16 protein-coding genes are annotated in these 20,067 nt (G+C 62.7%); 3 read left to right on the top strand and 13 right to left on the bottom strand.

All coding sequences use genetic code 11. From position 1 onward, the window contains the following. Window positions 1-13: 13 nt before the first annotated feature. From CXP40_RS07120 to rpsU, 4 genes are all read right to left on the bottom strand, one after another. Window positions 14-3,748: an EAL domain-containing protein gene (locus tag CXP40_RS07120; protein WP_106733213.1), complete on the bottom strand. Its 3,735-nt coding sequence runs from the start codon at window positions 3,746-3,748 to the stop codon at window positions 14-16. Window positions 3,749-3,904: 156 nt separating this feature from the next. Continuing rightward, window positions 3,905-5,752 (bottom strand): RNA polymerase sigma factor RpoD, encoded by a 1,848-nt coding sequence (gene rpoD / locus CXP40_RS07115; RefSeq protein ID WP_106733212.1) that lies wholly within the window; start codon window positions 5,750-5,752, stop codon window positions 3,905-3,907. A 94-nt stretch (window positions 5,753-5,846) separates the two neighbouring features. Beyond that, window positions 5,847-7,823, bottom strand: a complete 1,977-nt coding sequence (gene dnaG / locus CXP40_RS07110; RefSeq protein WP_106733211.1) for a DNA primase — start codon at window positions 7,821-7,823, stop codon at window positions 5,847-5,849. A gap of 144 nt (window positions 7,824-7,967) precedes the next feature. Next, the gene (gene rpsU, locus CXP40_RS07105; RefSeq protein ID WP_003290642.1) at window positions 7,968-8,183 is read right to left on the bottom strand and encodes a 30S ribosomal protein S21; all 216 of its coding nucleotides are present in this window, start codon (window positions 8,181-8,183) and stop codon (window positions 7,968-7,970) included. A 204-nt stretch (window positions 8,184-8,387) separates the two neighbouring features. Between rpsU and tsaD the strand changes: the two genes are divergently transcribed. After that, window positions 8,388-9,413 carry a tRNA (adenosine(37)-N6)-threonylcarbamoyltransferase complex transferase subunit TsaD gene (gene tsaD / locus CXP40_RS07100; RefSeq protein WP_106733210.1) on the top strand — a complete coding sequence of 342 codons (1,026 nt, stop codon included), beginning with the start codon at window positions 8,388-8,390 and terminating at the stop codon, window positions 9,411-9,413. A gap of 93 nt (window positions 9,414-9,506) precedes the next feature. Here tsaD and plsY read toward each other — a convergent pair whose 3' ends face one another. Beyond that, the gene (gene plsY / locus CXP40_RS07095; RefSeq protein ID WP_106733209.1) at window positions 9,507-10,076 is read right to left on the bottom strand and encodes a glycerol-3-phosphate 1-O-acyltransferase PlsY; all 570 of its coding nucleotides are present in this window, start codon (window positions 10,074-10,076) and stop codon (window positions 9,507-9,509) included. Window positions 10,077-10,150: 74 nt separating this feature from the next. Here plsY and folB point away from each other — a divergent pair, with 74 nt between their 5' ends. After that, window positions 10,151-10,507 (top strand): dihydroneopterin aldolase, encoded by a 357-nt coding sequence (gene folB / locus CXP40_RS07090; protein WP_106733208.1) that lies wholly within the window; start codon window positions 10,151-10,153, stop codon window positions 10,505-10,507. Then, a complete protein-coding gene (gene folK, locus CXP40_RS07085; RefSeq protein ID WP_106733207.1) occupies window positions 10,498-11,025 on the top strand; it encodes a 2-amino-4-hydroxy-6-hydroxymethyldihydropteridine diphosphokinase in 528 nt (175 codons plus the stop codon). Before folB ends, folK begins: the two co-directional genes overlap by 10 nt. Window positions 11,026-11,133: 108 nt before the next feature. Here folK and CXP40_RS07080 read toward each other — a convergent pair whose 3' ends face one another. The 8 genes from CXP40_RS07080 to rsmA all read right to left on the bottom strand — a co-directional run bounded on the left by CXP40_RS07080 (window position 11,134) and on the right by rsmA (window position 20,004). Next, on the bottom strand, window positions 11,134-12,354 hold the full coding sequence (locus CXP40_RS07080) for a multifunctional CCA addition/repair protein (protein ID WP_106733206.1): 1,221 nt from the start codon (window positions 12,352-12,354) through the stop codon (window positions 11,134-11,136). Window positions 12,355-12,475: 121 nt separating this feature from the next. Further along, window positions 12,476-14,041, bottom strand: coding sequence for a SpoVR family protein (locus CXP40_RS07075; protein ID WP_106733205.1), 1,566 nt, complete (start codon window positions 14,039-14,041; stop codon window positions 12,476-12,478). A gap of 10 nt (window positions 14,042-14,051) precedes the next feature. Further along, window positions 14,052-15,323, bottom strand: coding sequence for a YeaH/YhbH family protein (locus CXP40_RS07070; RefSeq protein ID WP_106733204.1), 1,272 nt, complete (start codon window positions 15,321-15,323; stop codon window positions 14,052-14,054). A gap of 74 nt (window positions 15,324-15,397) precedes the next feature. Next, window positions 15,398-17,320 carry a PrkA family serine protein kinase gene (locus tag CXP40_RS07065; RefSeq protein WP_106733203.1) on the bottom strand — a complete coding sequence of 641 codons (1,923 nt, stop codon included), beginning with the start codon at window positions 17,318-17,320 and terminating at the stop codon, window positions 15,398-15,400. Window positions 17,321-17,604: 284 nt separating this feature from the next. Further along, window positions 17,605-17,934 carry a thiosulfate sulfurtransferase GlpE gene (glpE, locus tag CXP40_RS07060; RefSeq protein WP_106733202.1) on the bottom strand — a complete coding sequence of 110 codons (330 nt, stop codon included), beginning with the start codon at window positions 17,932-17,934 and terminating at the stop codon, window positions 17,605-17,607. A 32-nt stretch (window positions 17,935-17,966) separates the two neighbouring features. Next, complete coding sequence (locus CXP40_RS07055; RefSeq protein WP_106733201.1) at window positions 17,967-18,785, bottom strand: symmetrical bis(5'-nucleosyl)-tetraphosphatase; 819 nt, start codon at window positions 18,783-18,785, stop codon at window positions 17,967-17,969. Next, complete coding sequence (gene apaG, locus CXP40_RS07050; protein WP_017675673.1) at window positions 18,785-19,165, bottom strand: Co2+/Mg2+ efflux protein ApaG; 381 nt, start codon at window positions 19,163-19,165, stop codon at window positions 18,785-18,787. The genes CXP40_RS07055 and apaG overlap by 1 nt, the downstream gene beginning before the upstream one ends. A 29-nt stretch (window positions 19,166-19,194) precedes the next feature. Next, on the bottom strand, window positions 19,195-20,004 hold the full coding sequence (gene rsmA, locus CXP40_RS07045) for a 16S rRNA (adenine(1518)-N(6)/adenine(1519)-N(6))-dimethyltransferase RsmA (RefSeq protein WP_106733200.1): 810 nt from the start codon (window positions 20,002-20,004) through the stop codon (window positions 19,195-19,197). Between the last annotated feature and the right edge of the window lie 63 nt (window positions 20,005-20,067).

Here is a 20,067-nt window from a genome sequence, read left to right as displayed (position 1 = left end):
GAAGGCCGGCGGATTATACCGGCGCGTTCTCGCCAGCGCCAACCGCTTGACCTGGCGGGAGAAATTTCCGGGTGAAGGCCTCGGCAGAAAGCGGGCAACTGACCACGTAGCCCTGGATCTGCAGGCAGCCTTCGGCGGCCAGGCAGAGTTCCTGCGCTTTGGTTTCCACGCCTTCGGCGATCACCGTCAGTTGCATGCTGTTGCCCAGGGCGATGATGGCGCGGGTGATCGCCAGGTCGTGTGGGTCGTCCGGCAGGCCACGGACGAAGGACTGGTCGATCTTTAGCACGTCCAGCGGCAGGCGCTTGAGGTAGCTGAGCGAGGAGTAGCCGGTGCCGAAGTCGTCGATGGCCAGTTGCACGCCGAGCTGTTTGAGGCGGTGGAGGATATCCAGCGCTTCGCCGGCCTGGTTCATGATGAAGTTTTCGGTGATCTCCAGTTGCAGCAGCTCCGGTGCCAGGTTGTAGCGCTGTAGCAGGGCGCTGATACGCGGCAGCAGGCTGGGCTGGTGCAGTTGGGCGCCGGCGAGGTTGACCGAGAGGGTGCCGAAGCCGCGGCCACTTTCCTGCCAGTCCTGCAGTTGGCGGCAGGCTTGCTCCAGCACCCAATCGCCCAGCGGCAGGATCAGCCCGCTTTCTTCGGCGACGGGAATGAAGCGATCCGGCGGGATGTCGCCGAACACCGGGTGCGGCCAGCGCACCAGTGCTTCGGCACCGACCAGGCTCTGGCTGCGCAGGCAGAACTTGGGTTGGTAGTACAGGCACAGTTCGTCGCGTTCCAGGGCGCGGCGCAGTTCCTGTTCCATGGCCATGCGTTCGTTGACCTGGAAGGTCAGCGAGCGGGTATAGAACTCGCTGCGGTTACGGCCCTTGGCTTTGGATTGGTACATGGCCGCGTCGGCGTTCTTCACCAGGGTGGCGACGTCGAGGCCGTCCTTGGGGTAGAGGCTGATGCCGATGCTGGCGCTGATGAAGAACTCGTGGTTGTCGAGCTGGAACGGCGCACCGAAGCATTCGAGCAGTTTCTGCGCGACCTGTTCGGCGTCCTGCGGCTGTTGCAGGCCGGGCAGCAGGATGATGAATTCGTCGCCGCCGAGACGGGCCACGGTGTCGATATCGCGCAGCTGCAGTTTCAGGCGCGCGGCGATGGCCTTGAGCAACTGGTCGCCGACCGGGTGGCCGAGGCTGTCGTTGATCTGCTTGAAGCGGTCGAGGTCGAGAAACAGCACGGCGCCCAGTTGGTCGTCGGCGCGTGAGCCATCCAGCGCACTGCGCAGGCGATTCTCGAACAGCAGGCGGTTGGGCAGGCCGGTCAGCGGGTCATGGTGGGCCTGGTGGTCGAGGCGTGCCTGAGCGTGCTTGAGGCTGGAGATGTCGGCGAACACACCGACGAAGTGGGTGGTCTGGTTATCGCTGTTGCGCACGGCGCTGATGGTCAGCCATTCGGGGTACAGCTCGCCGTTCTTGCGCCGGTTCCAGATTTCCCCCTGCCAGTGACCGTTGGCCGCCAGGCTGTGCCACATGGCGGCGTAGAAGGCCTGGTCGTGCTGCCCGGAGGCGAGCAGGCTGGGGCGCTGGCCGAGGGCTTCGGCCTCGCTATAACCGGTGATCTGGGTGAACGCACGGTTGACCGCGGTAATGCGCTGCTCGAGGTCGGTGATCATCACGCCTTCGGCGGTGCTTTCGAAAACGGTGGCGGCTTGTTGCAGTTCTTCCTGCATCTGCTGGCGTTCGGTGATGTCGCGGGCGATGGTCAGCAGGCATTCGTCGCCGCCGATGGGCAGCGGCTGCGCGGAGAGTTCGCAGAGGCGCAGGTGGCCGCTCTTGGTGCGCACCGGGGCGATCAGGTCGCGCACGCTGCCTTGCTCGCGAATGCGTTGCACCAGGCGCTCCCGATCTTTCGGGTCGGCCCAGATGCCCAGGCTGAGCGTGCTTTGTTCGGCTATCTCTTCGAGGCTGTAGCCGGTGATGCGGCTGAAGCCTTCGTTGGCCTCCACCAGCAGGCCGTCACGCAGGCGGGTGATCAGCAGGCCGTCAGGCGAGGCGTGAAAGGCTTTGGCGAACTTCTCCTCGGATATCTGCAGCTTTTGCTGGGTGGTCTTCAGCTGGCTGATGTCGCGCACCACCACGACCAGTGCGGGGGTGTTGTCGAGGACGAAGGGGCTGGCGGAAAGCAGGCCGGTGAACAGGCTGCCGTCGGCGCGGCGGAAGGGCATCTCCAGGTTGCGCAGGCTTTCGTCCTGCAGGCGCAGTAGCAGGCTCGGGCCAATGCCGGGCACGCCCCACAGGTCGAGTTCGGTGGCGGTCTTGCCGATGGATTGCTCGACGCTGAACCCCGTCTGCTCGACGAAGGTGCTGTTGACCTCCAGCAGTACGCCGTCGATACGGCGGGTGATGATCAGGATGTCCGGGCATTGCTGGAACACCGAAGCGAACTTCTGTTCTGACAGGCGCAGCGCCTGCTCGGTCTGCTTGGCGTCGCTGATGTCGACCATCAGACCGCGAATCACCTGGCGGTCGTCGCGCTGCAGCAGGGTAACGATATCGCGCACCCACACCGTGCGCCCGTCGGCGGCCAGCAGGCGATACTCCAGGGCGTGGTCGTTACCACTTGCGCATTGTTCCAGGCAGTTGCGCAGGGTGCGCTGGTGATCGTCCGGGTGCAGATGGCGTTGCCAGAAGCCGGGCTCCAGCCATTCGTGCAGGGGATAGCCCAGCAGCTTTTCCGCATGGGGCGAGACGTAGGTGTAGGTGAGCCCGCTGGACTCGGTCTCCCAGGTGATGGCCGAGAGGCTTTCGACCATGTCGCGAAAGTGCTGCTCGCGGTTGTGCAGCTCCTGCTCCAGCGCTTCGCGGTTGCGCATCTCGCGTTTCAGGCGGCGGTTGATGCGCAGGATGATGGCGATGATCGCCAGCAGGCCAAGCACAGCGGGCAGGCTGTAGAGCAGGGTTTCGTGCCAGACGTTGCGTTTGTCCAGCACGCTGCCGACCCAGGGTTCCTGTAGGTCGGCGATTTCTTCGGCGCTGAGTTCGGCGAAGAGGCGGTCGAGAATGCCGATCAGCATGGTCTGCCCACGGGGTACGGCCATTGCCAGCTGATAGCGATAGGGCGTCTCGCCGCTGATATAGAGGCCGTCGAGCTTGAGCTGGCGCAGGCTCCAGACGCTGGAGGCGAGGTCGCCGACCATGGCATCAGCCTCGTTGGTCGCCAGCGCCTGCAGCGCAGCGGCGGTATTGCGCAGGGGCAGCAGGTTGAGGTCAGGGTGTTGTTGGCGCAGCAGTTCGTGCGGGGCGTAATCGCTGACGACGGCGACTTTGAGGCCGTAGAGGTCTTTGAGCTGCTTGGGCTGTGGTCCGCCAGTGCGGGCCAGGATGATGATGGGGAAGTCCAGGTAGGGGCGGGTGAAGGTCAGGTATTCCTGGCGTTCGGGTGTCGACATCACGCCGGGAAGCAGGTCGACTTGGCCCCTGCGCGCTCGCTCCAGTATCGCGCTCCAGTTGCTGGGCTCGACGGGTTGCAGCTCGACGCCAAGGCGCTCCTCGATCAGCCGCACGTAGTTGGCGGTCAGACCGTGGTAGTTGCCCTGTTCGTCACGAAATTCGAAGGGGGGCCAGGATGCATCGACACCCAGGCGTAGTTCGGGGTGGCCTGCCAGCCAGGTGCGCTCGTCCTCGTTGAGTGTCAGGGCTAGGGCCGGGGTCATCCAATACGCCAGGCACAACAGCACAATGGCCGGCAAGCGGGGCATAGCAGCCTCGTTTCGAGATCAGTATCGCTCTAGTGTAGATCGGCTATTGCCGGGATGGCAGTTTGATTGCAGTGCCCGTGCTTGCCTGTGGCTGGCGAGTGATTAGGCGCACTGCCCAGAAAGCAAAACCCCCGGCCTGGGCCGGGGGTTCTGGTATCACTCGTCGAGGAAGGAGCGCAGATGCTCGCTTCGCGTCGGGTGGCGCAGTTTGCGCAGCGCCTTGGCTTCGATCTGACGAATACGCTCACGGGTGACATCGAACTGCTTGCCCACTTCCTCGAGGGTGTGGTCGGTGTTCATGTCGATACCGAAGCGCATGCGCAGGACCTTGGCTTCACGGGCAGTGAGGCCGGCCAGCACTTCGCGAGTGGCTTCCTTGAGGCTTTCGACCGTGGCTACGTCGATCGGGGACTGCATGGTGCTGTCCTCGATGAAGTCGCCCAGGTGCGAATCTTCGTCGTCGCCAATCGGGGTTTCCATGGAGATCGGCTCTTTGGCGATCTTCAATACCTTGCGGATCTTGTCCTCAGGCATTTCCATGCGCTCACCCAGCTCTTCCGGAGTGGGCTCACGACCCATTTCCTGCAGCATCTGACGGGAGATGCGGTTGAGCTTGTTGATGGTCTCGATCATGTGCACCGGAATACGGATGGTGCGCGCCTGGTCGGCGATCGAGCGGGTGATCGCCTGGCGAATCCACCAGGTGGCGTAGGTCGAGAACTTGTAGCCGCGACGGTATTCGAACTTGTCCACCGCCTTCATCAGACCGATGTTGCCTTCCTGGATCAGATCGAGGAATTGCAGGCCGCGGTTGGTGTACTTCTTGGCGATGGAGATCACCAGACGCAGGTTGGCCTCGACCATTTCCTTCTTGGCGCGGCGAGCTTTCGCTTCACCGATGGACATGCGACGGTTGATGTCCTTGATCTCGGCCAGGCTCAGGCTGCACTCGGCTTCCAGATCAGCCAGCTTCTGCTGGCAGCGCTGGATGTCAGCTTGCAGGTTGCCCAGGGCTTCGGCGTATTTCGCCTTGCCTTTGGCCAGGCCAGCGGACCAGTCCATGTCGATTTCGTTGCCCGGGAACAGGCGCAGGAAGTCGGCACGCGGCATGCGCGCATCACGTACGCACAGCTGCATGATGGCGCGCTCTTGCGCACGCAGACGGTCGAGAGCATCGCGCACCTGGGTGACCAGGGCGTCGTACTGCTTGGGCACCAGCTTGATCGGCATGAACAGCTCGGCCAGGGTGGCCAGCTCTTCGGTGGCCTGCTTGCTGCCACGGCCGTGCTTTTTCAGCGCTTTCTGGACTTTGTCCTGCTGCTCGGAGACAGCACCAAAGCGGCGTGCGGCTTCTTCCGGGTCCGGACCGCCGTCGCCTTCTTCTTCCTCGTCGTCGCTGTCGCCGTCTTCCTCGTCGTCGTCGCTTTCTTCAGCGGCGGCGCCATCCTTTACCGGTACGGGAGCGGCGGCTTCGTCAGGCACGCTGCCGTCATCCGGGTCGATGTAGCCACTGAGGACTTCGGCCAGACGGCCGCCCTCGGTGGTGACGCGGGTGTACTCGGCGAGGATGCCGTCGACGGTGCCGGGGAAGTGAGCGATGGCGCTCATGACTTCGCGGATGCCTTCCTCGATGCGTTTGGCGATTTCGATCTCGCCTTCGCGGGTCAGCAGTTCCACGGTGCCCATTTCACGCATGTACATGCGCACTGGGTCAGTGGTGCGGCCGATATCGGTCTCGACAGCGGCGAGGGCGGCAGCGGCTTCTTCGGCTGCAGCCTCGTCGGTGTCGGCATCGGCCAGCATCAGGGCGTCTGCATCCGGAGCACTCTCGTGTACCGGGATCCCCATGTCATTGATCATGCGGATGATGTCTTCCACCTGCTCAGGATCTGAAATGTCCTCAGGCAAGTGGTCGTTGACCTCTGCGTAAGTCAGATACTTCTGCTCACGACCCAGGGTGATCAACTCTTTGATACGAGATTGCTGCTGCGCTTTTACGGACATAACACCCTATCCACTGAAGGTCTTGGCGGGCTGAAAACAAGCCGAGGATTATACCTCGGTTTTGGCTTTAGGCGCCAGTTGGGGACTTGCTGCTCTAGGAGGAGGCCAGGCTGTAGTGCTCTCTGAGCAATGTCTTTTCCTCGTCGGTGAGCTCGCTGGGGCTTTTATGAATGATGCTGCGGAGCGCCTTTTCACGCCGCCTCTGCGATTGACTGTTTGCAAGTGTAGTAATGGTGTCGAAAAACTGCTGTTCAAGGTTGTCGCCCTGGATCAGCCATTCCTTCTCCGCCAGTGCCCGCAGCAGACGGCCTTGCTCGGTGCCGTGCCAGCGGGCGATCAGTTGCAGTGAACGCAGGTTGGGCGTTTTCTGCAGGGCACCGACCAAGGCCACGAGAAGCTGTGCGTAGGTGTCGTCTTCGTCGGCGAAATGGCTGACATCTTCGACTTTTTGCGCAAGCTGCGGATGGTGCAGCAGTGTGCGCAGGGCGATCAGGTGCGGTGATTCGACGCTCACCGCGGTGCGCGGGGCACGTGGCGCGAAATCGCCTTTGCCCTTCTTGCTCCACTTGCCGCCGCCGTCTTTCTTCCAGCCGCCTTTGCCGCCTTCGTTGTTGCGCTCGTAGTGCTGTTGGTGAGGCGGGGCGGGCTGCTCGTAGCCGCCGACGTCTGGCAGGTTGTCGTAGTAGGCGCTGTCGGGGATGTCGCCGTAATCCGGGTAGTCGCTGCTGGGCGCCTGGCTGGTGGTGCTCGGCGCATGACTGCGCGGTGCGCTGGCGACCTGGCTCAGTGCTTCACCGGAAAGGCCGGTGATCTCGCTCAGGCGCTGGCGCATCAGGGCGCGCAGGTTGTTGCCGGGGATCTTGTCGATCAGCGGTGCGGCCAGGGTCACCAGATGCGCCTTGCCTTCCAGCGAGCGCGGGTCGGCTTCTTCGCACAGTTGCTGGAAGAAGTAGTCGGCCAGCGGTTGTGCGTGCTGGTTGATGCGCGCGCGGAAGGCGTCGGTGCCTTCGGCGCGTACCAGGGTATCCGGGTCTTCGCCGTCGGGCAGGAACAGAAAACGCGCGCGGCGGCCGTCCTGCAGGCTCGACAGCGTGGACTCCAGGGCGCGCCAGGCGGCGTTGCGGCCAGCGGCGTCGCCGTCGAAGCAGAACAGTACGCTGGGCACGATACGGAACAGGCGCTTGAGGTGTTCTTCGCTGGTGGCCGTGCCCAGGGTCGCCACGGCATTGCGCAGGCCCTGCTGAGCCAGGGCGATGACGTCCATATAGCCTTCGACCACCATGATCTCGTCGAGATCGCGGTTGTGCTTGCGTGCCTCGTACAGGCCGTAGAGTTCCTGGCCCTTGTGGAACACCGGGGTTTCCGGCGAGTTGAGGTACTTGGGCTTGTCGTCACCGAGTACGCGGCCACCGAAGGCGATCACCCGGCCGCGGCTGTCGCGGATGGGGAACATGATGCGGTCGCGGAAGCGATCGTAGCGCCTGCCGTTCTCGGCGTTCTCGATCAGCAGGCCGGCGTCGATCATGACTTTCTGCTGCAGGGCGTCGGCGCCCAGTTGCTTGAGCAGGTTGTCCCAGCCGGGTGGGGCGAAGCCGATGCCGAAGTCGCGGGCTATTTCGCCGGTCAGGCCGCGGCCCTTGAGGTAGTCCACCGCGTATTTGCGCTGCGGATGGCTTTTCAGTGCCTGGCGATAGTGCTCGGCAGCGGCATTGAGCAGCGGGTAGAGCGGTGAGTCGACTGGCTGTCTGGGTTTGTGCCCGCGGCCACTTTCTTCGCGCGGCACATCCATGCCGGCGCGTTTGGCCAGCTCCTCGATCGCCTGGGGGAACTCCAGTTGATCGTGGTCCATGACGAAGCCGAGCGCGTTGCCACCGGCGCCGCAGCCGAAGCAGTAGTAGAACTGCTTGTCGGGGCTGACGGTGAAGGAGGGGGTCTTTTCCTTGTGGAAAGGACAGCAGGCGCTGTAGTTCTTGCCGGTCTTCTTCAGCTGGATGCGCGAACTCACCACATCGATGATGTCGGTGCGGTTGAGCAAGTCATCGATGAAGGATTGCGGGATCAGGCCGGCCATAGGCGCTCAGCATACTGCCCGGCGCGAGCGCGGGACAACGATTGGTAGAAAAGCAAAAACTCCGCTTACTCGCTGAGGCGCGAGGCGGAGTCTTTCAAATGCAATGCCCGGCCAGGGCCGGGCATTCGGGCGTTGCTGTACGGATTAGTACAGACGAACGCTGCGACGCTGCTCGCGCTGCACTTTCTTGGCGTGACGCTTAACAGCGGCAGCGGCCTTGCGCTTACGCTCAGCGGTCGGCTTTTCGTAGAATTCGCGGCTACGGACTTCAGCCAGTACGCCGGCTTTTTCGCAGGAGCGCTTGAAACGACGCAGGGCTACGTCGAAGGGTTCGTTCTCTTTAACTTTGACGGCTGGCATCCAGGTCGTACCTTCGTTTAATTACCGGTGTTCGACGCGCTCCCGGCAAATGGCTCAGGTTGCGTCGGTTTTTAAGGGTTGCGGATGTTACCCCCTCGAGCCGAGGAATGCAAAGGCCTCTGATCGAAAAGCGCTGGCCGCTCCGCCGGGCGGCGCTTATCATGCGCGCCTTTGTTCCACGCGGCAAATCAAGGCTCAAGCTCCATGCTCGTACTGGGATTGGAAACCTCCTGCGATGAAACCGGCGTCGCGCTCTATGACAGTGAGCGTGGCCTGCTGGCTGACGCCCTGTTCAGCCAGATCGACCTGCATCGTGTCTACGGCGGCGTAGTGCCCGAATTGGCCTCGCGCGATCACGTCAAACGCATGCTGCCGCTGATCCGCCAGGTGCTGGATGAGGCGGGCAAACAGGCCAGCGACATCGACGCGCTGGCTTACACAGCAGGCCCTGGCCTGGTCGGCGCGCTGCTGGTGGGCGCGTCCTGTGCTCAGGCGCTGGCCTTTGCCTGGGGCGTGCCGGCCGTCGGCGTGCACCATATGGAAGGTCACCTGCTGGCACCGATGCTGGAAGAGCAGCCGCCGGCCTTTCCGTTCGTCGCTTTGTTGGTGTCCGGTGGGCACACTCAGTTGGTGCGCGTCGATGGCATCGGCCAGTACCAGTTGCTCGGCGAGTCGCTGGACGACGCTGCCGGTGAAGCTTTCGACAAGACTGCCAAGCTGATGGGGCTGAATTACCCGGGTGGTCCGGAAATCGCCAAGCTGGCCGAGCAAGGCACGCCGGGGCGCTTTGTCTTCCCGCGGCCGATGACAGATCGCCCGGGCCTGGATTTCAGTTTCAGTGGTCTGAAGACCTTTGCACTCAATACCTGGCAGCAATGCCGTAATAGTGACGACGACCTCGACCAAGCCCGTCGCGACATCGCGCTGGCCTTCCAGCAGGCGGTGGTTGAGACTCTGACCATCAAGTGCAAACGTGCGCTCAAGCAGAGCGGGCTGAACAGCCTGGTGATCGCTGGTGGCGTGAGTGCCAACAAGGCGCTGCGTGAGCATCTGGAGCGCATGTTGGGCGAGATGAAGGGCAAGGTGTTCTACGCGCGGCCGCGTTTCTGCACCGACAACGGCGCGATGATCGCCTATGCCGGTTGCCAGCGCTTGCTGGCCGGGCAGCATGAGGATCTGGCGATCAAGGTGCAGGCGCGCTGGCCGATGGAGTCGCTGCCGGCGATTTGAGTTCTCGTTGGAATTTACGCGTAGGAGCGAGCTCTGCTCGCGAAGCTTTTCGGTTCGCGAGCAGAGCTCGCTCCTACAGGTTTTGTTTTTCAGTCAAAAACGCCGTTCGCGTCCGGCGAAAAGGTCGCGCAGATTGTGACGGTGGCGCCAGACGATCAACCCGGTCAGCACGCAGGCTGGCAGCAAGGCAGCCGGTTGTTGCCATGCAAGCAGAGGAAGCGTCAGCGGCGTGGCGATCAGCGAGGCCAGCGAGCTGGTGCGGGTCAGCAGGAATACCAGCGCCCAGGCCGCCAGAGCGAGCAGGGCCGCCGGTGGATAGAGGCCAAGCAGCATGCCGGCGGCAGTGGCTACGCCCTTGCCGCCGCGAAAGCGGAAGTACAGCGGGTAGAGATGGCCGATCACGGCAGCCAGGCCGATCCAGGCTTGCTGATGCAGGCTCAGGCCAAGCAGCTTGGCGATCAGGATTGGTAGCAGGCCCTTGAGCAGGTCGCCGATCAGCGTCATCACGGCGAGCTTCTTGCCGGCGACGCGCAGCATGTTGGTGGCGCCGGGGTTGCCCGAACCACTGGCGCGCGGGTCTGGCCCGCCTGCAAGTCGGCTGAGCAGGATGGCGAAGGACAACGAACCGAGCAGGTAGGCAAGGATTGCCAGAAGCCAGAACATGGTGGCCATTCCAGGGCATGGGGTGGGCCGATTCTAACGAGGTGCAGCGCCCTTGTCGTGGCGCGGAGAGTGCGGTGGACAGAGTATTTATCGAGGGGCTGGAGGTCGACACGGTGATCGGCGCCTACGATTGGGAGCGCGACATTCGCCAGTGCCTGCGTCTGGACCTGCAGATGGGCTGGGATAACCGCCCAGCGGCAGCCGGCGACGACCTCAACCTGGCGCTCGACTACGCCAGCGTCTCCACGCGCATTCAAGCCTTCGCGGCCGAGTCGCAGTTCATCCTGGTCGAGACTTTCGCTGAACGCCTGGTGCAGACCCTGATGGACGAGTTCAACATTCCTTGGATGCGTCTGAAGCTGACCAAGCCCGGCGCGGTGCCAGCCGCCCGTGACGGCGTGGGCGTGGAGATCGAGCGCGGATGCCTCTGACACGCGTCTTTCTCGGCCTCGGCAGCAATATCGAGCGCGAGGCTCACCTGGTTGCGGGCCTCGACGCGTTGGCGGGGCTGCTCAGCGACATGCGCTGCTCGCCGGTATTCGAGAGCCATGCCGTGGGTATCAAGAGCGGTAACTTCTTCAATCTGGTGGTGGTCGGCGAGACGGAGCTGCCGCTGCTGGAGCTGGACCGCCGGCTGAAATTCATCGAAGCCGACAATGGCCGCTACGCGCCGGACCGCAAGGGTTTGCCGCTGGACATCGACGTGCTGCTATACGGCGAGCAGGTCGGCAATTTCAACGGCCTGATCCTGCCGCGCGCGGAAATTCTCAAGAACGCCTTCGTGCTCTGGCCGCTGGCCTTGCTGGCGCCGGACGTGTGCCACCCAGTCGACGGCCGTTCGTTCGCGCAGTTGTGGGCTTCGGCACAGATCGATCAGCAGCTGTGGCCTGCTGCTTTCCAGTGGCGTGGCGCCGAGCTGACGCCGGCTGAGTTGCTGGCCTCTGTTTAACCGCACATATCAGTGTAGGAGCCCCGCCCCGGGGCGAAAGTGATTGTGGCCGTTCAGAAAAATCTGCGGCTTGGCCACGATTCGCCGCGAGGCGCGGCTCCTACAAGGCTATTGATCCTTGTAGGCCTTGAGCGCCTGCAGGCGCTCGCGATTGAGCGCTTCGCCCAACTCTGCACCCTTGAATCCCTTCTCCAGCAGCGGTTTGACCGGCACTTGCCGTGCAGCCTCGGCGGCGCCCAGCAGATAAGCGGCCTGTGGATAGTCGCGTTGCTCCAGACCCAGGCGTCCGCGAGCATCCATCTCGCAGGCGGCGACGAACTCGGCGAAGCGCTGCGGGCGGCGGAACACGTCAAAGCGTTGTAGCAGCTCCAGCAATGTTGACGGGCGCAGCTCCAGCGCGCGGTGGCCGTGGGTGTGGAGCTCGCCGACCAGCAGTGCCAGCTCGGCGCAGTCACGGGGTGCCTTGCAGCGTCCATTGATCGCCTGGATCAGTGGCAGCCCCTTGTGCTCATGGGCAATATGCCGTGGCCACTCATCCTCGGGCGTCAGACCTTTACCCACGTCATGCAGCAGGCTGGCCCAGCGCACGTTCAGCGGCTGGTCATGCTCCGCGCACTGGCGCAGCACGCTGAGCACGTGCACGCCGGTATCTATTTCCGGGTGATGAGCTTGCGGTTGCGGCACACCGAATAGAGCGTCCACTTCCGGCAGCAGGGCGGCCAGTGCGCCGCAGTCGCGCAGCACCTGGACGAACACATCTGGGCGCGGCTCCATCAATGCGCGGGATATTTCCTTCCAGCTGCGCTCGGCAGTTAGGTGGCTCAGTTCGCCGGACTCGGCCAGCTGGCGCATCAGCTCGAGGGTCTCCGGCGCCACGCTGAAACCAAGCGGCGCGTAGCGCGCGGCGAAGCGGGCGACGCGCAGGACACGCAGCGGATCTTCGGCAAATGCCGGGGAAACGTGGCGCAGGATGCGGGCCTCGAGGTCTTGCTGGCCGCCATAGGGGTCGATCAGGTTGCCGTGATTGTCTTCGGCCATGGCATTGACGGTCAGGTCGCGGCGGATCAGGTCCTGTTCCAGGGTGACGTCGGGGCTGGCGTGGAAGGTGAAGCCGCCATAGCCGCGCCCGCTCTTGCGCTCGGTGCGGGCCAGGGCGTATTCCTCGCCCGTTTGCGGGTGCAGGAACACCGGGAAATCGGCGCCCACCGGGCGATAGCCGAGTTCGAGCATCTGTTCGGCGCTGGCGCCGACCACGACCCAGTCCACTTCACTGATGGGACGGCCGAGCAGGCGATCACGTACCGCGCCGCCGACTGTGTAGATCTGCATGTGTGTTCCTCCACTGAGCGCAGAGGATACCGAAGATCGAGATGGGGCGCGTCGTGTGCGCAGGCTTATCGCGCTAAGACGTGGCAATGTTCGGCAGCTGGGCGTGCGCTCCAGCTGCCGATCAAATCGGTGGAATGATCAGGTCCAGTCTCGGGTATTCGCTGTCGCCCTCCGAGCTGCCGCGTGGTGGCACATGCTGGGTGGTGATCAACTGGTCACCCTGGCAGACCTCCAGATGAATATCGAAGCCCCACAGCCGATGCAGGTGCTTGAGCACCTCGCTGGTGGAATCGCCCAGTGGTTTGCGGTCGTGCTGCTGATGGCGCAGGGTCAGCGAGCGGTCGCCGCGGCGGTCGATGTTCCAGATCTGCACGTTGGGCTCGCGGTTGCCCAGGTTGTACTGCGCGGCGAGCAGCTCACGGATGGTGCGGTAGCCCGGTTCGTCATGAATGGCCGGCACCAGCAGTTCGTCCTTCTGGTCGTCGTCGAGAATGCCGAACAGCTTGAAGTCGCGAATCACCTTGGGCGAGAGGAACTGCAGGATGAAGCTCTCATCCTTGAAGCTGTTCATGGCGAACTTGAGCGTGGTCAGCCAGTCGCTGCCAGCGATGTCGGGGAACCAGTGCTTGTCCTCCTCGGTGGGCTCCTCGCAGATACGACGGATGTCGCGGTACATGGCGAAGCCCAGCGCGTAGGGATTGATGCCGCTGTAGTAGGGGCTGTCGAAAGGCGGCTGGTAGACCACGCTGGTGTGCGACTGCAGGAACTCCATCATGAAGCCGTCGGTGACCAGGCCTTCGTCGTACAGGTCGTTCATCAGCGTGTAGTGCCAGAAGGTGGCCCAGCCTTCGTTCATCACCTGGGTCTGGCGTTGCGGGTAGAAGTACTGGGCGATCTTGCGCACGATGCGGATCACTTCGCGCTGCCAGGGCTCCAGCAGAGGGGCGTGTTTTTCCAGAAAGTAGAGGATGTTCTCCTGCGGCTCGGCGGGGAAGCGCTTGTTGTCTTTCTCGCCGGCCTTGTCGGCGTTCTTGGGGATGGTGCGCCACAGGTCGTTGATCTGCTTCTGCAGGTGTTCCTCGCGCTCCTTCTGGCGCCGGCGCTCCTCCTCGGCGGAGATAGGGTAGGGGCGCTTGTAGCGGTCTACCCCGTAGTTCATCAGGGCATGGCAGGAGTCGAGCAGCTCTTCCACCGCGTCGATGCCGTAGCGTTCCTCGCACTGCATGATGTACTGCTTGGCGAACACCAGGTAATCGATGATCGAGCTGGCGTCGGTCCAGGTGCGGAACAGGTAATTGCCCTTGAAGAAACTGTTGTGGCCGTAGCAGGCGTGGGCGATCACCAGCGCCTGCATGCAGATGGTGTTCTCCTCCATCAGGTAGGCGATGCATGGGTCGGAGTTGATCACGATCTCGTAGGCCAGGCCCATCTGCCCGCGCTTGTAGCCTTTCTCGGTGGAAAGGAAATGCTTGCCGTATGACCAGTGGTGGTAGCCCAGCGGCATGCCGACCGAGGCGTAGGCATCCATCATCTGCTCGGCGGTGATCACCTCGATCTGGTTGGGGTAGGTATCCAGCGCATAGCGCTCGGCGATGCGCGCGATCTCCTTGTCGTACTGGCGGATCAGGTCGAAGGTCCATTCCGAGCCGGTGGAGATTGGCTCGCGCTTTCTCGTACTGGCATTCATGGCTTGGCCCTCAGCTCACCAGGCGACGCTGGAACAGTTCGCGGAACACCGGGTAGATGTCCGCGGCGGACACCAGTTGCTGCTGGGCGAAGCTGTCGGCGAAGGCCTCGGCCACCTGTTCGTACTCGAACCACAGCGCCTGATGCTCACGTGGGGTGATCTCGACGTAGGTGAAGTACTGCACGAACGGCATGATCTGGTTGATCAATATATCCCTGCACACCGGTGAATCGTCGTTCCAGTTGTCGCCGTCCGACGCCTGGGCGGCGTAGATGTTCCACTCGTTGATCGGGTAGCGCTCGGCCATGACCTCCTGCATCAGCTTCAGGGCGCTGGATACGATGGTGCCGCCGGTCTCGCGGGAGTAGAAGAACTCCTCCTCGTCCACTTCCTTGGCGCTGGTGTGGTGACGGATGAACACCACGTCGATCTTGTCGTAATTGCGCTTGAGGAACAGGTACAGGAGGATGAAGAAGCGCTTGGCCACGTCCTTGGTGGCCTGGGTCATGGAGCCGGACACGTCCATCAGGCAGAACATCACTGCCTTGGAGCTGGGGTTGGGCTGTTTGGTCAGCAGGTTGTACTTGAGATCGAAGGTGTCGAGAAACGGCACACGATGAATGCGTGCACTGAGTCGTTCAATTTCCTCCTGAATGGCCTGGATATCGCCGAAGTTGTCCGGCTCTTCACGTCGCAGTCGCTCCAGTTCGGCCTTGGCTTCGCGCAGCTTGGCGCGGCTGGAGCCGGACAGGGCGATGCGCCGTGCGTGAGCCGAACGCAGGGTGCGGACGATGTTGATACGCGAGGGGTTGCCTTCGTTGCTGATGCCGGCGCGTACGGTCTTGAAAGTTTCCGCACCGGTGAGGTGGCGCTTGACCAGGTTTGGCAGCTCCAGATCCTCGAACATGAAGTCGAGAAATTCCTCCTGGGTGATCTGGAACACGAACTCGTCCATGCCTTCGCCGGAGTTGCTCGCCTTGCCGCTGCCACGCCCACCGCCGCCACCCTGAGGGCGCGGGATGCGTTCGCCAGTGGTGAATTCCTTGTTGCCTGGATGAACGGTGGTCTGCCTGCCGCCGCGACCGTGATGCAGCACCGGCTCGTCGATATCGCGGCCGGGAATGCTGATCTGCTCGCCGTGCTCCATGTCGGTGATGGAGCGCCGGCTGACGGCTTCCTCCACCGCCTTCTTGATGTGTTCACGGTAACGCCGCAAAAAGCGCTGGCGGTTCACCGTGCTCTTGTTTTTGCCATTCAGGCGTCGGTCGATCACGTAGCTCATGACGTCTCCCTAGCCTGCCCATAGCCACAGGCAGGCAGCGAATGACCCGGCACGCGGCGCGCGCCGGACAGGGCTTACTGAGACTTGCGAACCCGCAGGTACCACTCCGATAGCAGGCGTACCTGCTTCTCGGTGTAGCCGCGTTCGACCATGCGTTTGACGAAGTCGTTGTGCTTCTGCTGATCCTCCTTGCTGCCCTTGGCGTTGAAGCTGATGACCGGGAGCAGGTCCTCGGTGTTGGAGAACATCTTCTTCTCGATCACCACCCGCAGTTTCTCGTAGCTGAGCCAGGTGGGGTTCTTGCCGTTGTTGTTGGCGCGGGCGCGCAGCACGAAGTTGACGATCTCGTTGCGGAAGTCCTTCGGGTTGCTGATGCCGGCCGGCTTCTCGATCTTCTCCAGCTCCTCGTTGAGGGCGACGCGGTTGAGGATCTCGCCGGTTTCGGGGTCGCGGTATTCCTGATCCTGAATCCAGAAGTCGGCGTACAGCACATAGCGGTCGAAGATGTTCTGCCCGTACTCGCTGTAGGACTCCAGGTAAGCGGTCTGGATTTCCTTGCCGATGAACTCGATGTAGCGCGGTGCCAGGTATTCCTTGATGTAGCGCAGGTAGCGCTCGCGCACTTCGGCCGGGAACTGTTCCTGCTCGATCTGCTGCTCCAGTACGTAGAGCAGGTGCACCGGGTTGGCGGCCACTTCGTGCGGGTCGAAGTTGAACACCTTGGACAGGATCTTGAAGGCGAAGCGGGTCGACAGGCCATTCATGCCCTCGTCGACGCCGGCGCTGTCACGGTACTCCTGGATCGATTTGGCTTTCGGGTCGGTGTCCTTGAGATTCTCGCCGTCGTAGACGCGCATCTTCGAGTAGATGTTGGAGTTCTCCGGCTCTTTCAGGCGCGAGAGGGTGGAGAACTGGGCAAGCATCTTCAGGGTGTCCGGCGCGCAATGGGCCTTGGCCAGCGAGCTGTTGATCAACAGCTTGTCGTAGATCTTGATCTCGTCGGTCACGCGCAGGCAGTACGGCACCTTGACGATGTAGATACGATCAATGAAGGCCTCGTTGTTCTTGTTGTTACGGAAGCTGTGCCATTCCGATTCGTTGGAGTGGGCCAGCAGAATGCCGCTGTAGGGGATGGCACCGAGGCCTTCGGTGCTGTTGTAGTTGCCTTCCTGGGTGGCGGTCAGCAGCGGGTGAAGCACCTTGATCGGTGCCTTGAACATCTCGACGAATTCCATCAGGCCCTGGTTGGCCCGGCATAGCGCGCCCGAGTAGCTGTAGGCATCGGCGTCGTTCTGCGGGTACTCCTCCAGCTTGCGGATGTCCACCTTGCCGACCAGGGCGGAGATGTCCTGGTTGTTCTCGTCGCCCGGCTCGGTCTTGGCCACGGCGATCTGATTGAGGATCGAGGGGTAGAGTTTGACCACGCGGAACTGGCTGATGTCGCCACCGAACTCCTGAAGGCGCTTGGTGGCCCACGGTGACATGATCGAACTGACGTAACGGCGCGGGATGCCATAGTCCTCTTCGAGAATGGCGCCGTCTTCGGTGGCGTTGAACAGCCCCAGCGGCGACTCGAACACCGGTGAGCCCTTGATGGCGTAGAAGGGCACCTTCTCCATCAGTTGCTTGAGTTTCTCGGCCAGCGAGGATTTGCCGCCACCCACCGGGCCGAGCAGATAAAGGATCTGTTTCTTCTCTTCCAGGCCCTGAGCAGCATGGCGGAAGTAGGAGACGATCTGGTCGATGCACTCTTCCATGCCGTGGAAGTCGGCAAAGGCCGGATAGCGGCGGATGACCTTGTTGGAGAATATGCGTGACAGCCGGGAGTCGCTGGAGGTGTCCAGCAACTCAGGTTCACCAATGGCCATCAGCAGGCGTTCGGCCGCAGTGGCGTAGGCGCTGCGATCCTGTTTGCACAGTTCGAGGTACTCCTGCAGCGAGTACTCCTCCTGGCGGGTCGCCTCGAAACGTTGTTGGAAGTGACTGAAAATGCTCATGACTTCACCTCGCTCGATGCTGAAAGCTGGCTCGGGATCGGTCGTGCGTGCAGGTGCTGGGTAACCCCGGCTCGGATACAAGTCGGGAAGAATCCCCCAAAACCCAAAAGTCGTTACCGATGGCCCGATGCCGGTTTGCCGGCTCTACCTTCAGTGGGATGGCCTGAGTAACAGAATAGTTCGTTCTGCAGAGCGTCAAGGGCGGGACAACGATAACGGGATGTTACCGTGCGTCGGGAAAGGGCGGCAGGCCAGAGCGGGCGCGGCCTGCCGGCTGAAGAAATTTATTCTTCGCTGCTTTGCGCGGTTTCGCTCGGGTAGGTGGCATGCCACAACTCGAAACCACCATCGAGGCTATAAACCTCGGAAAAACCCTGACCGACCAAGTAGGCCGCGGCTCCCTGGCTGGAGTTGCCGTGGTAGCAGGAAACGATCAGTGGCGCGTCGAGGTCGGCCTGAGTGATGAAGTCATGCAGCGAGTGGTTGTCGAGGTGGCGCGAGCCGCTGATATGACCATTGGCGAAGCTCTGTGGGTCGCGAATGTCGACCACGACGGCGCCCTGGTTGCGCAGTTCTTGCGCCTGTTGCGGGGAGATACGCTTGAATTCGCTCATGTTCGGGGACCTTTACCAGGTGGGTGGCGGGCTTATTCTTTGGGACAGGTGCAGCGGTGAAGTGCGCCGCTATCGACATCGAGCAGGGTCATCGCGCCGCCCCAGACGCAGCCGGTATCCAGCGCGTAGAGGCCTGGTTCCGGGCAGTTGCCCTCCAGTGCTGCCCAGTGGCCGAAGATGATCTTCTCGCCGCGCATCTTGCGCTGTGGGTAGCTGAACCAGGGTGCGAAGCCGGACGGTGCGCTGCCGACGCCTTCCTTGCTCTTGAGGTCCAGGGTGCCGTCGGCCTTGCAGAAGCGCATGCGGGTGAAATAGTTGGTGATCACCCGCAGGCGGGTCACGCCGTGCAGTTCCTTGTTCCACTTGGCCGGCTCGTTACCGTACATGCCATCGAGAAACAGCGGCAGACGAGCATCGTCACGCAGTGCCTCTTCGACTTCAGCGGCGCGGCGCAGCGCCTTGCTCAGTGTCCAGTGCGGCGGGATGCCGGCATGCACCAAGGTCACCTTGCGCTCGGCGTCGTGGTGCACCAGTTTCTGCATGCGCAGCCAGTCGAGCAGGTCGTTGCGATCCGGCGCATCGAGAATCTCGCGCAGGGTATCGCCCTTCTTCAGGCGCTCGATGTTGTGCGCCACCGCCAGCAAGTGCAGGTCGTGGTTGCCCAGCACGCAGGTGACCGCCTGGCGGATGGAGTAGAGGAAACGCAGGGTTTCCAGCGACTGCGGGCCACGGTTGACCAGGTCGCCCACCAGCCACAACTGGTCATGCGTGGGATCGAAAGACGCTTGCTCGAGCAGGCACTGGAGCGGTTTGAGGCAACCCTGCAGGTCGCCGACGGCATACACCGCCATCAGTGAAGGGCCCCTGGCACAGCCAGACGGAACGGCGCGATGCTCGCATCGAAGCGTTTGCCGTCTTCGGCGAGCATCTGGTAGCTGCCCTGCATGGTGCCGACCTGGGTAGTCATGACCGTTCCGCTACTGTAGGTGTGGCTGGCGCCGGGCTCGATATGCGGTTGCTGGCCGATCACGCCGGCGCCGCGCACTTCCTGCACGCGACCGTCGCCGTCAGTGATGATCCAGTGGCGCGACAACAGCTGAGCCGGCAGCTCGCCGTTATTGACGATGGTCACGGTGTAGGAGAACGCGTAGCGGCTCTGCTCCGGCTGCGACTGCGCTGCCAGATAGCGGGTGGTGACGCTGACGTCGATCTGATAACGAGGGTCGGACATGCGAATGATCCGTTGGGCGTGATTGCAGTTTAGTCCTGCGCAGCAGAGGGCTGTAGAGCCAGTTGGTCGGCCAGGCGGACGAAGGCGGCCAGATCCAGTTGCTCGGGGCGCAGGCTGCCGTCGACCCCCGCGGCCTCGATGGCATCGGCTGGCATCAACTGCTTGAGCGTGTTGCGCAGGGTCTTGCGGCGCTGATTGAAGGCTTCGCGCACGACGCGTTCGAGCAAGCGGTGGTCCTTGGCGGGGTGCGGCAAGGTCTCATGCGGCACCAGGCGCACGATGGCCGAGTCGACCTTGGGCGGCGGGTTGAAAGCGCCGGGGCCGACGTTGAACAGGTGTTCCACGCGGCAGTGGTATTGCACCATGATCGACAGCCGCCCCCAATCGCCGCCGCCCGGGCCTGCGGCCATGCGCTCGACCACTTCCTTTTGCAGCATGAAGTGCATGTCGCGAATCAGCGGTGCGTTATCCAGCAGGTGGAAAATCAGCGGCGTGGAGATGTTGTAGGGCAGGTTGCCGACAACGCGCAGGCTGCGTGGTGGCGCGTCGAGGCGGGCGAAGTCGAATTTCAGCGCGTCGCCCTGATTCAGGCGAAAACGCGGATTGTCGCCGAACTTGTTTTGCAGGATGGGGATCAGGTCGAGGTCGAGTTCGATCACGTCGAGCTGCGCGCCGCTGCCGAGCAAACCCTCGGTAATGGCGCCCTGACCTGGGCCGATCTCCAGCAGGCGTTCATCTTCCTTGGCGCGAATGGCGCGCAGGATACGGTCGATTACCCCGGCATCATGCAGGAAGTTCTGGCCGAAGCGCTTGCGCGCGCGGTGTTGGTATTCGGACATGTACGGCTCCGCGCAACGCCCCGAGTCGTGTTGCTCGAGGCTGGATGCAAAAAAGAAAGTCGC

Origin of the sequence: Pseudomonas sp. YY-1 (genome assembly GCF_002843095.1) — a bacterium.
GTDB classification, from domain to species: Bacteria; Pseudomonadota; Gammaproteobacteria; order Pseudomonadales; family Pseudomonadaceae; genus Aquipseudomonas; species Aquipseudomonas sediminis_A.
This window is presented reverse-complemented; position numbering and strand designations above follow the sequence as displayed.

Bases quoted from the DNA above. Each gene is read 5' to 3' on its own strand.
- CXP40_RS07120 (WP_106733213.1), bottom strand. From the start codon at position 3,748: ATGCCCCGCTTGCCGGCCATTGTGCTGTTGTGCCTGGCGTATTGGATG.
- rpoD (WP_106733212.1), bottom strand. From the start codon at position 5,752: ATGTCCGTAAAAGCGCAGCAGCAATCTCGTATCAAAGAGTTGATCACC.
- dnaG (WP_106733211.1), bottom strand. From the start codon at position 7,823: ATGGCCGGCCTGATCCCGCAATCCTTCATCGATGACTTGCTCAACCGC.
- rpsU (WP_003290642.1), bottom strand. From the start codon at position 8,183: ATGCCAGCCGTCAAAGTTAAAGAGAACGAACCCTTCGACGTAGCCCTG.
- tsaD (WP_106733210.1), top strand. From the start codon at position 8,388: ATGCTCGTACTGGGATTGGAAACCTCCTGCGATGAAACCGGCGTCGCG.
- plsY (WP_106733209.1), bottom strand. From the start codon at position 10,076: ATGTTCTGGCTTCTGGCAATCCTTGCCTACCTGCTCGGTTCGTTGTCC.
- folK (WP_106733207.1), top strand. From the start codon at position 10,498: ATGCCTCTGACACGCGTCTTTCTCGGCCTCGGCAGCAATATCGAGCGC.
- CXP40_RS07080 (WP_106733206.1), bottom strand. From the start codon at position 12,354: ATGCAGATCTACACAGTCGGCGGCGCGGTACGTGATCGCCTGCTCGGC.
- CXP40_RS07075 (WP_106733205.1), bottom strand. From the start codon at position 14,041: ATGAATGCCAGTACGAGAAAGCGCGAGCCAATCTCCACCGGCTCGGAA.
- CXP40_RS07070 (WP_106733204.1), bottom strand. From the start codon at position 15,323: ATGAGCTACGTGATCGACCGACGCCTGAATGGCAAAAACAAGAGCACG.
- CXP40_RS07065 (WP_106733203.1), bottom strand. From the start codon at position 17,320: ATGAGCATTTTCAGTCACTTCCAACAACGTTTCGAGGCGACCCGCCAG.
- glpE (WP_106733202.1), bottom strand. From the start codon at position 17,934: ATGAGCGAATTCAAGCGTATCTCCCCGCAACAGGCGCAAGAACTGCGC.
- CXP40_RS07055 (WP_106733201.1), bottom strand. From the start codon at position 18,785: ATGGCGGTGTATGCCGTCGGCGACCTGCAGGGTTGCCTCAAACCGCTC.
- apaG (WP_017675673.1), bottom strand. From the start codon at position 19,165: ATGTCCGACCCTCGTTATCAGATCGACGTCAGCGTCACCACCCGCTAT.
- rsmA (WP_106733200.1), bottom strand. From the start codon at position 20,004: ATGTCCGAATACCAACACCGCGCGCGCAAGCGCTTCGGCCAGAACTTC.